Annotated in this window: 10 protein-coding genes; 3 read left to right on the top strand and 7 right to left on the bottom strand. The window is 60.6% G+C overall.

Translation table 11 applies throughout. The features are described from left to right. Positions 1-39: 39 nt before the first annotated feature. Together BMZ66_RS13430 and BMZ66_RS13425 are read right to left on the bottom strand one after the other, a co-directional pair. Positions 40-2,469 carry a TonB-dependent receptor gene (locus BMZ66_RS13430; RefSeq protein ID WP_092674063.1) on the bottom strand — a complete coding sequence of 810 codons (2,430 nt, stop codon included), beginning with the start codon at positions 2,467-2,469 and terminating at the stop codon, positions 40-42. A gap of 275 nt (positions 2,470-2,744) precedes the next feature. Beyond that, on the bottom strand, positions 2,745-3,071 hold the full coding sequence (locus BMZ66_RS13425; RefSeq protein WP_143080200.1) for a hypothetical protein: 327 nt from the start codon (positions 3,069-3,071) through the stop codon (positions 2,745-2,747). A 422-nt stretch (positions 3,072-3,493) separates the two neighbouring features. On the opposite strand from BMZ66_RS13425, the gene BMZ66_RS13420 reads away from it, so the two are divergent. After that, complete coding sequence (locus BMZ66_RS13420; protein ID WP_092674057.1) at positions 3,494-3,934, top strand: Fur family transcriptional regulator; 441 nt, start codon at positions 3,494-3,496, stop codon at positions 3,932-3,934. A 35-nt stretch (positions 3,935-3,969) separates the two neighbouring features. Here BMZ66_RS13420 and BMZ66_RS13415 read toward each other — a convergent pair whose 3' ends face one another. Then, positions 3,970-4,467 carry a hypothetical protein gene (locus tag BMZ66_RS13415; RefSeq protein ID WP_092674054.1) on the bottom strand — a complete coding sequence of 166 codons (498 nt, stop codon included), beginning with the start codon at positions 4,465-4,467 and terminating at the stop codon, positions 3,970-3,972. Between the two features lie 350 nt (positions 4,468-4,817). On the opposite strand from BMZ66_RS13415, the gene BMZ66_RS13410 reads away from it, so the two are divergent. Continuing rightward, positions 4,818-5,222 carry a MerC domain-containing protein gene (locus BMZ66_RS13410; protein ID WP_092674051.1) on the top strand — a complete coding sequence of 135 codons (405 nt, stop codon included), beginning with the start codon at positions 4,818-4,820 and terminating at the stop codon, positions 5,220-5,222. 14 nt (positions 5,223-5,236) lie between these two features. On the opposite strand, the gene BMZ66_RS13405 is transcribed toward BMZ66_RS13410, so the two are convergent. From BMZ66_RS13405 to galK, 4 genes are all read right to left on the bottom strand, one after another. Then, entirely contained in the window at positions 5,237-6,265 is a 1,029-nt protein-coding gene (locus BMZ66_RS13405; RefSeq protein ID WP_092674048.1) for a LacI family DNA-binding transcriptional regulator, read from the bottom strand. A 168-nt stretch (positions 6,266-6,433) separates the two neighbouring features. Beyond that, the gene (locus BMZ66_RS13400; RefSeq protein WP_214606998.1) at positions 6,434-8,581 is read right to left on the bottom strand and encodes a beta-galactosidase; all 2,148 of its coding nucleotides are present in this window, start codon (positions 8,579-8,581) and stop codon (positions 6,434-6,436) included. A gap of 133 nt (positions 8,582-8,714) precedes the next feature. After that, the gene (locus tag BMZ66_RS13395) at positions 8,715-9,767 is read right to left on the bottom strand and encodes a UDP-glucose--hexose-1-phosphate uridylyltransferase (protein WP_092674044.1); all 1,053 of its coding nucleotides are present in this window, start codon (positions 9,765-9,767) and stop codon (positions 8,715-8,717) included. A gap of 232 nt (positions 9,768-9,999) precedes the next feature. Continuing rightward, on the bottom strand, positions 10,000-11,178 hold the full coding sequence (gene galK / locus BMZ66_RS13390; RefSeq protein WP_092674041.1) for a galactokinase: 1,179 nt from the start codon (positions 11,176-11,178) through the stop codon (positions 10,000-10,002). Positions 11,179-11,573: 395 nt separating this feature from the next. On the opposite strand from galK, the gene BMZ66_RS13385 reads away from it, so the two are divergent. Continuing rightward, a complete protein-coding gene (locus tag BMZ66_RS13385; protein WP_092674038.1) occupies positions 11,574-14,162 on the top strand; it encodes a cellulase family glycosylhydrolase in 2,589 nt (862 codons plus the stop codon). Positions 14,163-14,301 lie beyond the last annotated feature (139 nt).

The following is a 14,301-nucleotide window of genomic DNA, read 5'->3' as shown; positions in this document are numbered from 1 at the left end:
ATGCCAGAACGACCAGTAGTACCGCTCAGTAGTACCGCTCTAAAACGAGTAGCCCAGCGTGGCCATGTAGTTGCGAGGCGCACCGGGGCTGGCCCGGAAGAAGTCGTACCCGCCCACGAAGTAGTACTTATCAAGCACGTTGTTCACGTTCAGATGGAAGTTGAACTTGTTCACCGTGTAGAACAGGGCCGCGTCGAGCACCGTGTAGCGGGGCCAATAAGCCCAATACAGCTCGCCATTGGTGGTATTCACCACCTGGTTTTCCATACGGCGGCGGGCTACGTGGTTGCCGCCCACGGCCACGCCCAGCCCGCGCAGGGCCGGCGTCAGGAAAGTGTATTTGGTCCAGAGGCCAGCCGAGTGGCGGGGAGCGTTGGCTAGCGGCTGGCCGTTCTCAGCAGCCAAGTCGGCCTGTAGCACCTCGGTGTTATTGAAGGCATAAGTGGCGTTCAGGCTGAGGTTGGTTAGCAGGTTGCCTACCAGCTCCAGCTCGGCACCACGGGAGAGAGCTTCGCCATTCTGGCGGTACACGGGGGCACCGTCAGCTGTAAGCGAGCCGGTGCTTACCAGCTGGTTGCGCTTCACAATCTGGTAGGCCGCCACCGTGGCAAACAGTACCTTATCAAAGAACTCACCCTTGAATCCGGTTTCCATCTGGTAGCTGGTTTCGGGGCTGAATGCCGTCGCCCGGCCGTAGCGCTCCGGAAACCGGATGTACTCGGGTTTGAGGGGCCGGAAGCCCGCGCTGTAGCTGGCGAAGTAGTTCAGGTTGTCGCGCAGGGCATACGTCAGGCCGGCACGCGGCAGCAGCTGGCGCTGCACGATGTTGGTCGAGCCGTCGCCGTAGTCCCGCTCGTCGGCAAACAGCTCGTAGCGGGCCCCCAGCAGCAAGCCCAAGCGCGAAGTCACTGCAATCTGGTCCTGCACATAAAGGCCGGTGGTGTGGTAAATGGAGTTGATGTAGTCGGTGAAAAACTGCGGCAGTGGCCGGCGGATATACTTCGTGGGGTCTTGTATTTCGTAGAGCGGCTTTTTCAGGTCCATGGTCAGGGGAGTGGCCACCCCGTTCACCAGCTTCTGCCGGGCCTCAAACATGGTGCTTTGCGGGTCGGTGTTGAAGCGGATGTAGTCCACGCCCACCACCACTTTGTGGTCGATGGTGCCGGTCGAGCGGTTGAGGGCGAAGTAGGCGGCCAGGTTCTTGGTGTACTCCTCGGCGCGGCGGTCAAAGTAGCGCAGGTTCATCACCGTGTTGGCCGGAGCATCGGCGTAGGAATTCAAGGTGCGGTGCTCGCTCAAGCTTTCGTTATAAGTGAAGTCGAGGTAAGACGCGTTGAACGACAGCCAGTCCGTGAATTTGTGGTTCAGCGAGGCGTTGAAGTAGTAAGTAGTGGTGCGGAAGTAGTCGCTGGGCTGGCTCAGGGTGAAGGAGCGCGGCAGCGCGAACAGGTCGCCGCCCCGGATAACAAGCCCCCGGTCCAGGTAGCCGTCGATGTGAGTGAACACCAGTTCGGCGTTGAGAGAAGTTTTGTCGGTGGGCAGGAAGGTCACCGTGGGCGCCACCATCAGCGAGCGGGTGTCGTTCACGGCGCGGAAAGTGTTCGACTTTTCGAAGCCCGCATTGAAGCGGTACAGCACGTTTCTCTGCTCGTTGAGCGGGCCGGTGAGGTCGGCCGTGGCACGCATGGTGTTGAAGCTGCCCGTGGAAAACGTCAGGGCCTGGCGGGCCACGTCGAGCGGCTTTTTGGTCACCATGTTCACCGTGCCGCCGGGGTTGATATCGCCGTAGAGGGCTGCGCCGGGGCCTTTGAGGATTTCCACACGCTCCAGGTTCACAGTGAGCGGCGCCTGCGTGAACGAGTTGCCATAGCTAAAGCCCGAGCGCAGGCCGTTGAGCAGCCGGAAGCCGCTCTCGTAGCCGTTGCGGAAGCCCCGGATGGTGAGGTCGTCGTAGTGCGAGTACTGCGTCACGCCGGCCACGTTCTTTATCACGTCGGTCAGGCGCAGGGCCTGCCGGTCCTCCATCAGCTCCTTGGTCACGGTCGAAATCGACTGCGGCACGTCGATGAGCGCCGAGGCCGTTTTGGTGCCCACAAAGCTGTAGTTGCTCTTGTAGGTGGTTTCCTTGCGGCCCAGCACTTCCACTTCCTGCAGGGCGTTGGTGCTCGGCCGCAGCGCAAAGTCCACGGTCAGGGTGGGTGCCTCGGCGCTAAGCGACACCGTGCGGCGCTGCTCCTGGTGGGCCAGGCTGCGGGTGATGAGGGTGTACTCGCCCTGGGGCAATTGGTCGAGGGCGAAGCGGCCATCGGCCCCGGTCAGGGCCGAAAAGCGGCCGGTTTGCTCCACCACAGTCACGCCTTCCACGCCTTGCCCGGCCTGATTGGTAATGCGGCCATCAATACGGCCCAGGGCCTGGCCCGAAGCCACCGCTGGCAACAAAGCCAGCAGCAGAAATAAAATTCGAAGCATAAGAAAAAAGGCATGCCAAGCGCGAAGCCGAGTAGGCTCCGCGGCTAACAGGCAGAAAAGAAGGAAAAGAGTTGGGGTATAGGCCGTATTGGTGCGCTATTCCGCGAAAGGCGCTGGCTGCTATCCGAAAGAGAGTTGGATTGAACGGGCTCCGGAGCCCTTGCTATGGAAGCAACGCCGTTTTCAGGTCGGCACTACCATGCGCTTGCCACTACCATGCGCATGCGCGCTGCCCCTGGCCTCTGGGGCCGGCAGTCAGTTAAGCGCGCCGGTATTTAGCTCCGCGCCGGCGGCCCTCGCAGCGAGGCCCCATCCAGGAGGTGAGAGGCCCGGGCGAGGGGGCCCTGGGGGTAGTAGCGCGCATAGCTCAGCGGTGCTACCAGGGTTGGCAGCTGCAGCGGGTCCGTAAGCAAAAAGGGCACGTCGTACACCTGTTCCATGTGGCAATGCAGGTGCTGCGGCGTGAGCACGGCCTGGCGAATCTCCTGGCGCCCGGAGGTTGCGTGTTCCTCCGTTTCGGTGTGCTCGTGCGGGTGCAGACGCAACAAGGCAGCTTCAGGGGTTAGCACCCGAAGCAGCAGCAGCAATAGCCACCACGCCATAGTCTTTCGTTGGTTGCGCACTCTTTTCAGCCTATTCACGAACCGCAAAGGTAGGCAAGCACTTTCATTTTGCATCATTGCTGCGAAATGAAAGCCTTCTAATTATTTTTAATGTTGATGCTGCGCGTCGCCCCAAGCCCGCCGCTGCTCAGGCGCAATCTCTCGCTTAGAAGCTGCCGTCGCTCGGCCGTAAGTCAATTTTTTCTTCGTGAACCAAAGTGCAACCTACCCCGGTTGGGTGAAGTCGAATCGCGCTTTATTAAAGAAATTTTAATTTTAAAGCTAATTCGCCTTGTAAAACATGACTAACCACAACTATAAGATGGCGAACTTGCAACTTCGTTGTTGTGCTCACTGTTTCCCTGGCCTTAGCTCCACCCCAACGTTTCCGCTCACCCTGCCTGTCTCCATTTCCCCATTCTATGTCAAGTCCCGACCGCATTGAACAGGCCCTGAAGCGCCATTCCCTTCGCCTTACCGCCGTGCGCCGCGCCGTGTTGCAGGTGGTAGCCGAGTCTGCCTACGCCTTGTCGGGCAGCGAAATTGAGCAGCAGCTCCCCCCCGACACCGACCGCATTACCCTATATCGCACGCTGAAATCGTTTGAAGAAAACGGTTTGGTTCACCGTGTCGTCGATACCAGCGACGTGGTGCGCTACGCGGCCTGCTCCATAGAGTGCAGCACCCACGAGCACTTCGACAACCACGTGCACTTCAAGTGCACCAGTTGCCAGCACATCTATTGCCTCAACCAAGTCACGGTGCCCGCTGTCACGCTTCCGGCCCGGTTTCAAGTTACTACCCGTGACTACCTCCTCGGCGGCGTGTGCCGCGAATGCCAGCCCGTGCAGCAAACCAACTAGCTCGGCATCAAGCCATTCTTCAAACTAGCATCTGCTTACTTCAGCAATGCAGCGTGCTCGCGCTCCATCTTCTGGTGGGCCTCCACCAGTTGCTGATGTTCCCGCTGCATCTGCTCGTCTTCGGCCTGCATGGCGGCGTGGTCGGCCTGCATTTGGGCCGTGGAAACCAGGCCGGCCGTGTGGCTTTTTTCCAGTTCCCGGTGCCGGGCCAGCACCTGCTCGTGGCGGCGCGTCACGCGCTGGCACAAGGCCATGAAGGCGCGGTGCCGCGTTTCCAGCACCTGAAAGGCGGGGGTCTGGTCTTTGTTCTGGGCTTTGGCGGCCGCGAGGGCTGCGGCGTGCTCCGCTTGCATGGCCGAGTCGGCTTGTGCCATGTGATGATGCACCGACTCCATGGCGTAGTGCTCGGCCGCGAGCTGCACGTGGGTGGTGGCCGCCAGCTCTTCCATCTTGCCCGACTGGGCGCAGGCACCCAGCCCAAGGCTGGCGATAACAATGCAAAAGGCAGTCGGTAGTTGGTAGCAGAACTTCATGGCCAGTAGATGGCAGGAGGAGAAAAGACAGCTGCCTGGCTTGCCCCCATTAAAAACCGTGACCAGGCAGATTCATTGCCTGCGCAATGTCGGCAATGGGACTGGTTCTTCCATCCCTAAAAGAGGGCCGTACTCCCCCACAGCTTCATCGAGCTAGACCTTTTCTGTATCATTGCAACATTGTTGCGAATATGAGCGTATGCCTTACCTTTGCAACCCCAAACGTCCTCGCCAGGCCAATAGACCACTCAACTAAGGGGGGCACCCCAAAAGCATAGTTGGCTTTGCACTCACCCGGAAACGCCCCATTGAGCCAGTGTAGGGGCATTTTCGTATCCAATTTGCTTACCATGAAATCAATTACCATTCGCCGGGCCGCCGACTACGGCGGAGTTCTGAATGCCGTGCTTTGCGGAGTGCACTGCGCCGCCGGCCCGCTCCTGCTGGCGTGGTGGGGCACCCGCAATCCCGAGTCGACGTCTGAGAGTTGGGAGCTGGGCTTTTTAGCGCTGAGCGGATTGCTGGTGGCACTGGCCACCCGGCGCCAATCCACTCCCAGCCTGCGGATGGCTTTGTGGGGGATGTTTGCGGTATTTGCGGCGTGCAGCCTGCTGGCAGAGCGCTGGCCACTGCTGGAGCTGGCGCAATACGCGGCTTCGGCTGGCCTAATTGTAGTGCACCTGCTCAACGAGCGGCATTGCCGCAACTGTGCCTGTCGTTCCTCCTTGGGTTGTATTTCCGGTCAGCGCAGTTAGCGACTTACGCGCCGCTACTCCTGCCGCCAGCGCGACGATTCCCGGGCCAGTAGCAGTGGCTGCAGCACAATTTTGCGCGGCGAAAGCTGCTTGGTGCGCTCCTGCACCATCTCCAGCAGCAGGCGCACGGCGGCCCCACCCATTTCCTCGCAGTGCTGGTCTACTGACGTGAGCATGGGTTCGGTGAACGACGTGAAAGTTTCGTTGCTGAAGCCCGACAGGGCGATGTCCTGGGGAATGCGCAGCTTGTGCTGCTTGAGTACCTGCATGGCCCCCACCACCGAAAAGTCGCTGGCCGAGAACACGGCATCGGGCCGCTTGGGCAGGGCCAGCAGCTGCTTCATGCCCCGAATGCCGTCTTCCAGGGCCATGTCGCCGAACACCACTAGCTCTTCCTCGAAGGGAATGCCGTGGTCGTGCAAGGCCTGGCAGTAGCCGGCGTAGCGGTTTTTATACACGTTGATGTGCTGCGGGCCGCCAAAATGGGCAATGCGCCGGCAGCCCTGGTCCAGCAAGTGCTTCACCGATTGATAGCCGCCCTGGTAGTCGTCCAGCACCACGGCACTCACGTCGACTCCGTCCAGAATGCGGTCGAAAAACACCAGGGGCACGTCGCGCCTACGCACCTTTTCGAAGTGCTTAAAGTCGCGAGTGGTCCGGGCCATTGATACCAGAATGCCGTCGACCTGCGCGTTCATCAGGGTTTCGATGTTCTTCTGCTCGTGCACGTAGTCTTCGTTCGACTGGCACAGCATCACGTTGAAACCGGCTTTGTTCGCCACGTCTTCTATGCCCTTCATCACGAGCGCGAAGAAGTTGCCATCGATATGCGGCACAATAACGCCCAGCGTATTGCTGCGGCCTTTGCGCAGGGCCGCCGCGAGGTGGTTAGGCTGGTAGTTGAGTTGCTTCGCTAGCTTCCAGACTCGCTTGCGGGTGGCCTCGCTGATGCGCGCATGCCCACTAAGCGCCCGCGAAACAGTAGATACAGCTAGGTTCAGCTCCTTGGCTATGTCTGAAATAGAAGCGCGTTTTGCAGCCAAAGCAGAGTGTGAACTAGTGTGAATTATAAATAATTTATCGCAAGAACGTCATGTTAGGCTGATGAAGACAGTCATGCAGCGCACAGCGCAGAATCTTGTGTGAATTACTAACTCTACAAAGCGAGCAGAATGCTGCGCTGCGCGCTGCATGACCTCCAAAGACTAAGCCTACTCCTGCCACACGGCTACGCCCCCGGGCTCCAGTTCCCGGGTGCCCACCAGCAGCTTGGCCCCCTCCGGCGCGGGCACTTTTTGCTTGCTGGCGGTGAAGTTGGTGGCCACCCAAAACCCATCGCGCCAGTTCACAATGAATTGGTCGGGCAGGGCCTCAACGGCCACGTTGGCAGCGGCGTACACACTACGCAGCACGTCGCGCTCCAAGTCGCCATTCGATGACTCGACGCCCACGTAGGTCACGGTGCCCTTGCCCAGCTTGCGGGTAATAACGCCCGTCGAGCCAGCGTAAAACTGGTCGGCATATTTTGCCAGCGCGGTGGTGCCCGCGTTGGGCACCAGCACTTCGGCCCAGGTGCCCCATTCGTAACTCTTACCAGCAAAAGCCACCTTGCCTTTCACGGGGCTCGGCAGCATGTCGAAGGGCCGGTCGCCAAACCGGGCCCCAATGAGGTCTAGCACGGGCATGCCCCAGGGGCCTTCCCAGAGCATGCCGCGCCGGTCTTTCTGGCCGGTGCGGGTGCTGAGCACAAGGTGGCCGCCGTTCTGCACGTAGGTAGTCCAGCGGGCTACCAAGGCTTTGTCGAGCAGCTGGTAAGCCGGGGCCACCAGAAACGGGTACTGACTAAAATCCTGGCTTTCGCTGATGACGTCGACGGGGCAGTTCAGGGACTTCAGCGCGCCGTAGTACCAGAACATGTGCACCAGCGTGCTCCAGCGGTTGGTGGAAGGGTGGTTGTCGAGGTCGAAGCGGTTGTCGACGTTGTACAGGAAAGCAGTGCGGCGGGCAGCGAGGCGCGCCGGCATGGTGGCGTTGGGCTTCCGCAGCTTGCGGAGCTCCGTGATTTCGCGCATGGCCTGGGCATACTCCAGGCCACCGGGCAGGGGCGTCACCCCATCGGGCCCCACAAAGCCGTAGTGGTACATCTCGCTGCCGGCCCGGGGCTGGCGGAAACGGTAGGAGCACACCAGCTTGGCCCCGGAGCCAAAGGCGTGCATAATCCACATGTGCACGGCGCCGGGCAGGGGCTGCGGGTTGGTTTCGCCCCAGTTCACCTGGCCGGGCTGCAGCTCCATCACGCCCTCGTGGCCGTTGAGGGTGCGGGTGAAATCGTGCATGAAGCCCAAGCTGGCGGCGTTGCCCAGGCGGAAGCCCAGGGGCCAGTTTTGGCCGAAGTTTTCGCCGTGCACTGGGTAGGTGGTCCAGGTTATCAGGTCCAGGTCCTGGCGGTTGCGGGCGGGGTCCACGTCGCGGTTGTTAGCCATGTAGTTGGTGGTCACCCACTGGTTGCGGCTGTGCTGGCGCAGCGTGGCGGCCTGAAAGCGGATGTAGCCGGCGGCTTCGTCGGCAAACCAGCGCTCAAAATCCAGCAGGGCGTGGGGGTTGGGCGTGGCCACCAGCTCTTCCTGGTTGGGGATGCGCACCTGCTCGAAATTCTGGTAGAGCTGCGACCAGAAGCTGTTGCCCCAGTCGCGGTTCAGGTTGGCAATGGTGCCGTACTTCTGCTTGAGCCAGGCCTGAAACCGGGCGCGACTGAACTCATCGTAGGAAAACACGCGGCCGTAGTGGCTCAGCTCGTTGTCAATCTGCCAGCCCACCACGGCGGGGTTCTTGCCGAAGCGCTGGGCCAGCTGGGTGTTGATTTTTTCGACGTACTGCCGGTAAAGCGGCGCGCTCCAGTTGGCTTGCTCGCGGCTGCCGTGCACCATGCGGCGGCCCTTGGCGTCCACCATCAGGATTTCGGGGTGGTTTTCGGCCAGCCACACGGGCGGGGTGGCGCTGGGCGTGCACAGCACCACTTTCAGGCCGGCTTTGGCGGCCAGGGCCACGGCCCGGTCCAGCCAGTCGAGGTTGTATTTCCCCTCTTCGGGCTCGTAGAGGCCCCAGGCAAATTCGCCCATGTGCACAAACTCCATGTTGAGCTTGCGCATGTTGGCAAAGTCGCGCGCCCACTGGCTTTCGGGCCAGGCCTCGGGGTAGTAGTACACCCCGATGGTCATCATGTCCTTGTCCGGAAAGAAGGTCGAGGAAGGCGGGCGGTTGCTGTCCTTGGCTGTTGCGGCGGGGTCGGTGCAGGCCGTGAGGTTCAGCAACATCAGGCCTGCCAGCAGGCTGCTCAGCAATCGGCAAGGATAGTTCATAAAGAAGTCCGGAGGGTAATAGCTATGTATTCAAACCTTTGGCCGATAAGCAGCACGTCATTCTATACTTGCCCATCGCGCGGCCTTTGGCACAACGGGCAAGTATAGAATGACGTGCTGCGGAAACCCTCCTTTACTCCCCTGCTTCTTTGTAGTGCACTTCTGAGAGGCCACGCAGGCGGTCGGCGCTGAACTCGGGGGTGATGTCGCGCTGCGGGTCGCCGAGCATTTCGTAGCCCACCATGAACTTGCGCACCGTGGCTGAGCGCAGCAGCGGTGGGTAGAAATGCATGTGCAGGTGCCATTCGGGGTGTTCCTGGCCGTCGGTGGGGCGCTGATGCAGGCCGGCCGAGTACGGGAAGGAGATGTTGAACAGGTTATCGTAGCGAATGGTGAGGCGGCGCAGGATGTCGGCCAGGGCGTCGCGCTCGTCGCTGGTGAGCTGGATAATGTCTTGCACCGGGCGGCGCGATACTACCAGTGTCTCGAAGGGCCACACGGCCCAGAAGGGCACCAGCACCACAAAATGCTCGTTTTCGAGCACCACCCGCTCCTTTTTTTCCAGTTCGAGGGCCAGGTAGTCGGTCAGCAGGGTGCGGCCGTGCTCCTGGAAGTAGGCCAGCTGCTGCACGCCCTCGGCAGCAGGCTCGCCGGGCACGGTGCGCTGCGCCCAAATCTGGCCGTGCGGGTGCGGGTTCGAGCAGCCCATGACCTGGCCCTTGTTCTCGAAAATCTGCACGTAGTTGATGTCAGGGCGGGCGCCGAGGGTTTCGAACTCTTGCACCCACAAGTCTACCACTTTCCGGATGGCGGGTACCGTCATTTGGGGCAGGGTGAGGTCGTGGCGCGGCGAGAAGCAGATGACGCGGCAGATGCCCGACTCGGCTTCGGCCCGCAGCAAGCCGCCTTCGTTGATGCCGCCGGTGGGCACGTCGACTTGCAGGGCCCCGAAGTCGTTGTTGAACACGAAGGTGTCTTCGTACTTCGGGTTCTGCTCGCCGCCCACGCGGCTATTCCCGGGGCAGAGGTAGCAGGTAGGGTCGTAGGCGGGGCGATTGTCCTGCTCGGGCTCTTCCTGCTGGCCCTGCCAGGGGCGCTTGGAGCGGTGCGGCGAAACCAGCACCCATTCGCCCGAAAGGACATTGAAGCGGCGGTGCGGGTGTTCAGTAGAATCGAAGGAAGCCATATTTTCAGGTGTTTTAGAACGGTGTAGAGACGTAATATTTTGCGTCTCGGCGTTGAACAACTTGCATTAGGAAGTCGACTAAACGCGTAATTTTTACGGCGCGGACGCCGAGATGTATTGTCTCTCGGCGTTGCTGATACTATTAGTAGTGAGCAGTTACCTGCAGTTCCGGTTGTTCAACGCCGAGACGCGAAATATTGCGTCTCTACATCGTTCAGTCGGCTTTTTTAGCTTAGGCAGCGGTTGTTGCGGGCACGGCCCCTACCCCACTCACAATGGTAGTCTGATAGGTTTCGAGTTCCAGCCCAAATTTCTCTTTATAAACGGCGCTCACGCTGGCGATGAATTCCTCCACACGCTCGGGAGCCACCAGGTTGATAGTGCAGCCGCCGAATCCTCCCCCCATCATGCGGGCGCCGAACACGCCGGGCACGGCGCGGGCAGCTTCTACCAGCACGTCGAGCTCCTCGCAGCTTACTTCATAGTCGTCGCGCAGGCCGGCGTGCGAGCCGTACATCTCCTGGCCGAAGGCAGTCAGGTCGCCGGCTTCAAGGTGCTGGCAGGCGGCTTCCACGCGCAGGTTTTCCTTCACTACATACGAGCAGCGGCGGAATACCACGTCGCCCAGCTCGGCGCGGTGGGCTTCGAGCTGCTCGAGGGTGGCATCGCGCAGGCTTTGCACGGCGGGGTAGTGCTGCTGGAGCACCGCCACGCCGCGCTCGCATTCCTCGCGGCGGGTGTTGTACTCAGAGCTGGCCAGGCTGTGCTTCACGCCCGAGTTGCAGAGCACAATGCGGGTGGCTTTGGTGTCGAAGGGAAAGTACTCGTACTCGAGCGAGCGGCAGTCGAGGCGCACCACATGGCCGTCGCGCCCAAACAGGCTGGCAAACTGGTCCATGATGCCGCACATGACGCCGGCGTAGGTGTGCTCGGCTTTTTGAGCCGCGTGGGCCAGCTCCATTTTATCGAGGCCCGCCCCTAGCATGTGGTTGAGCGCGAAGGCCAGCCCACACTCCAGCGCCGCTGAGGACGACATGCCCGCGCCCAGCGGCACGTTGCCGCCAAATACGCAGTCAAACCCCTGAATGTCTACTTCCCGCAGCTGCAGTTGGGCTACCACGCCAAGCAGGTAGTTGGCCCACTGGGTATCACTGGGAGTTACTTCGGCAGGGCTGCCTAGTTCGAAGGTCTCGTTGAGGTCGTGTGCTACCAGCCGGATTTCCGTGCCGCCATTCAAGCCAACTGCAAAAATCATTTCTTTGTCAACGGCGGCTGGCAGCACAAAGCCGTCGTTGTAGTCGGTATGCTCGCCAATCAGGTTGACGCGGCCGGGGGCGCGCACCAGCATGGGCTCATAGCCAAAACGCTGGATGAAATCGGAATGAACGGCGTGAATTAAGGAGGCGGACATGGGCAGGATTGATGTTTTAGGAAGGAACAATGCGGTGTGAAAGTGGCCAAAAAGGATTACGTAGTTTGGACTCGAAAGGCCAGGCACCCCCAGATGACACCGGAAAAGTAGCACGTAACTCTATAATTTGTGCAAACGTTTGCCGTTTAAGTTGGCTGCGGTACTTTCGGGCCGTTGAATTTTTCTTTCTCGTGGCGTTGGTCGCCCGGTGTTGCTACAGGCCACCAATAGCAGCAAATTAACCGTGGCTTTTCATTGCAGAACAGCCCTGTTTGGTGCTAGCTCTCGTTTTTCTGCTTGATGCTGGTTATAAATCTCCATCAGCTTTTTGCCCTACCTCCAGGCACTTGATGCCATTTTCAGGCTCCGGCCTACTCTAACTTCTTCCCCTCTGCATGCTCCATCGCACTAATTTTTTGCTGCTGCTCGCTCTTTTATATCATTCGATTGTGTCGCTGCCAGCGGCGGCACAGTCGGTGCCCCGCGAGCCGAGTGGCGATGTATTCGTTGACAAAAAAGGCGTGCTGCGCTGGCAGAAGAGCAAGCAGGAAGTGGCCTTGTTTGGGGTGAACTACACCACACCATTTGCGCACGCCTACCGCGCCCACCAGCGGCTGGGCGTGCCGCACGAGCAGGCCATTGCGCAGGACGTATACCACCTCTCGCGCCTCGGGGTCGACGCCTTTCGGGTGCACGTGTGGGACGTCGAAATCACCGACACCCTGGGCAACCTGCAGGAAAACGAGCACCTGAAGCTGCTGGATTTTCTGGTGAACCAGCTCAAGCAGCGCGGCATCAAAATCATCCTCACGCCCATTGCCTACTGGAACAACGGCTATCCGGAAGAAGACACCGGCACGGGCTTTTCGAGCATCTACTCCAAAACCCAGGCCTACACCAACCCGCGCGCCATTGCGGCCCAGGAGCGCTACCTCACGCAGTTCCTCAACCACCGCAACCCCTACACCAAGCAGCTCAACCGCGAAGACCCGGACATCATCGCCTTCGAGGTCTGCAACGAGCCGCGATACAACAAGCCCGAAGCCCCAATCACCAGCTTTGCCGACCGCATGGCCCAGGCCATTCGGGCCACGGGCTGCCGCAAGCCGGTGTTCTACAACGTGTCGGAAAACCCCGACGTGTACGAGGCCGTGCTCAACGCCAAGGTCGATGGCCTCACCTACCAATGGTACCCGCAGGGGCTGGTAAGCGGGCACGCACTGCGCGGCAATTTCCTGCCCTACGTCGACCAGTACCCCATCCCCTACCGCCAAGACCCGCGCTTTACCTCTCGGGCCAAGATGATATACGAGTTCGAATCGGCCGATATTATTCAGCCGGTGATGTATCCGTTTATGGCGCGCAGCTTCCGCGAGGCGGGTTTCCAGTGGGCCACCCAATTTGCCTACGACCCACTGGCCATGGCCTACGCCAACACCGAGTACCAGACCCATTACCTCAACCTAGCCTACACGCCGGCCAAGGCCATCAGCCTGCTAATTGCCGGCAAGGTTTTCCGCAACGTGAAGCGCGGGCAGTCGTTCGGACGCTACCCCGCTGATTCGGTTTTCAATAATTTCCGGGTGAGTTACCGCCAGCAGCTGAGCGAGACGAACTCGCCGGAAGAATTTTACTACACCAACTCGACCACCACGGCGCCGAAGCAGCCGGCCAAGCTGCAGCATTTGGCGGGTGTGGGCTCGTCGCCGGTGGTGCGCTACGGCGGCACCGGCGCCTATTTTCTAGATAAACTCGCGCCTGGCGTGTGGCGCCTGGAGGTGATGCCGGACGCTGTGCCCATCCGCGACCCGTTTGAAAAGGCTTCGCCAAGCAAGCACGTCACGCAGATTTTGTGGAATGAGCAGCCACTGCAAGTGTCGCTACGTGAGCTGGGCAGTACCTTCTCCATCAAAGGCCTGAATGCGAACAATACCGCGCAGGCCCAGGCCACCGACGGCCGCACCACCGTGCGGCCGGGCGTGTACCTGCTTTCTGCCGCGGGTAAATCAACTTCGGCGTTCACTGGGCAGTCGACTTTCCGCCACATCAAGCTGGGCGAGTTTGTGGCCCCGCAGGCTACCGAGCTAGGCCCGCAAGTGCTGCATACGCCACCGGCCCAAGCTGTGGCCGGCCAGCCGCTGCGCATAGCAGCAACCCTCACCGGTCTGGCGCCCGGCGACAGCGTGTTTCTGGTAGCACAGCATTACTACGGCCGCACCCGCACGCTGCCAATGTCGACCGCGACCTACGCCACCGTTGAAGCCAACGTACCCGCTGACTTGCTCTACGCCGGCCAGCTCCGCTACTGGGTGGTGCTGCGCAGCGGCAGTAAGTCACTCACCTTCCCCGGCGGCTTCAGAGGCGAGCCCCGCGACTGGGACTACGCCCACGCCGAGCATTTTGCCGTGCCCATTGTGGCAGCGGGCACGCCCCTGCCCCTGTTTCAGGCCCACCTCGACCAAGAGCGCATCGAAGCCCGCGGCCTCTCCGCTACTGCCTGGACCGATTACGTGACACTGCCCAACGGCACCTTAGCCCTGCGCCTAGTGCAGGGCCCGCCCCGCGAAGGCCAGCCCGCTGCCACTGGCCCCGCTGCCAACCTGCGGGCCTACTTCGGCGATAAGCTAGCCAGCCGCCAGGCCGATATGGCCGGCTTCAAAGAAGTGGTGATACGAGCCCGCAGCAGCCAGCCCGGCGCCCAGGTGAAAATGACCTTGATAAACAAAGACGCCGTGGCCTACTCCGCGCCGCTGTCGCTCAGCGCTGAAGTGCAGGATATCCGCATTCCCCTCAGCGCCTTCCAGCCCGATGCGCTGTTGCTGGTGCCCCGGCCTTACCCGGGCTTTCTACCCTTGCAATACCAGTCGGGTAGTAAGGCGGCGCTCAAGCTTGCAGATGTTGAGGTGCTGCAAGTAGTGTGGGAAGCGGCTACCGTTACGGGTAGCCGGCTAAGTGTGGATATTGAGTCAATCTCACTGCAATAAGAACGATGTAGAGACGCATACTTGCGTCTCGTCGTTCAACGATATCCGAACGATATCCGAACGATGCCCGAACAGCACCCTAACGGCACGGACGCCGAGACGCAAGTATGCGTCTCTACATCGTTCAACACCAACCTGA

Origin of the sequence: Hymenobacter arizonensis, assembly GCF_900115775.1 — a bacterium.
In the GTDB taxonomy this organism is placed as follows: Bacteria; Bacteroidota; Bacteroidia; order Cytophagales; family Hymenobacteraceae; genus Hymenobacter; species Hymenobacter arizonensis.
The sequence above is the reverse complement of the archived record's forward strand: the minus strand, read 5'-3'. Positions and strand labels throughout refer to the sequence as shown.